Raw genomic sequence first — 566 nt, 5'->3', positions numbered from 1 at the left:
GTCGCCCGTTCCCGTGAAATTTTTGACAGCGGGATCACCCGTCCGCTGGCCTGGCGGCTGGAGCAGCTGTCCAATCTGTGCCGGATGCTGATTGAGCGGCGCGACGACTTCGCGGCGGCACTCGGCAGCGATCTGGGTAAGCACGCCACCGAAGCGCAGCTGACGGAGATCGGCTTTGTCACGGCCGAGGCAGCGCACCTGGCGAAGAACCTTCAGGCCTGGCTGCGGCCGCGTCCCGTGCCGGTGCCGCTGTCCGTCCAGCCGGCCAAAGCCTGGACCGAACTGACGCCGCTGGGCGTGGTCCTGGTGATCGGCCCGTGGAACTACCCCCTGCAGCTGCTGCTCGCCCCGCTGGCCGGCGCCCTGGCAGCGGGCAACACCGTGGTGCTCAAGCCCAGCGAACACGCCCCGGCCACCTCGGCTGCCATGGCACGCTGGATCCCGGAGTACCTGGCCGGAGCGGCCGAGGTGGTCCAGGGCGGCATCCCCGAGACCACCGCGCTCCTGGCGATGCGCTTCGACCACATTTTCTTCACGGGCGGCGAGGTCGCGGCCAAGGCGGTGCT

At 69.8% G+C, this 566-nt stretch carries 1 protein-coding gene; it reads left to right on the top strand.

Annotated features, from left to right (window positions below; genetic code table 11):
- Positions 1–566 (top strand): aldehyde dehydrogenase family protein (locus CXR02_RS21910; protein WP_146072589.1); only part of this gene is annotated, 566 nt, incomplete at both ends.

It is taken from the genome of Arthrobacter sp. 4R501, from assembly GCF_002929755.1.
Taxonomy (GTDB): domain Bacteria; phylum Actinomycetota; class Actinomycetes; order Actinomycetales; family Micrococcaceae; genus Arthrobacter.
Note: the sequence above shows the minus strand (reverse complement) of the source record. Positions and strands in the feature narration are given on the sequence as shown.